Annotated in this window: 1 protein-coding gene; it reads right to left on the minus strand. The window is 61.0% G+C overall.

Annotated elements, in window-relative coordinates; all coding sequences use genetic code 11:
* Nucleotides 1-249 (minus strand): hypothetical protein (locus J1G35_RS30775; RefSeq protein ID WP_223016895.1); only part of this gene is annotated, 249 nt, incomplete at both ends.

Genomic DNA, 249 nt, shown 5'->3' on the forward strand with positions numbered 1-249 from the left:
GAGTGGTTGGCGCGGGTGAGGCGGCCTAGCGGGTCGTAGTGGTAGTGGTGTTCGCCTTTGCGGGTGTCGAGCAGGCGGGTGAGGTTGCCGGATGTGTCGTAGTCGTATTGACGTTGGTAGAGATGCTCTTGTTGCTGGGTGATCGCGTGGGCATGCAGGCGTTGCTGGTCGTCGTAGTGGTAGTGGCTGAGGAGTTGGCCTTGTTGGCGCTGGTGTTCTTGGCCGGCCTTGAACAGATGGGAGGTCAGC

Origin of the sequence: Pseudomonas sp. SH10-3B, from assembly GCF_019891415.1 — a bacterium.
In the GTDB taxonomy this organism is placed as follows: Bacteria; Pseudomonadota; Gammaproteobacteria; order Pseudomonadales; family Pseudomonadaceae; genus Aquipseudomonas.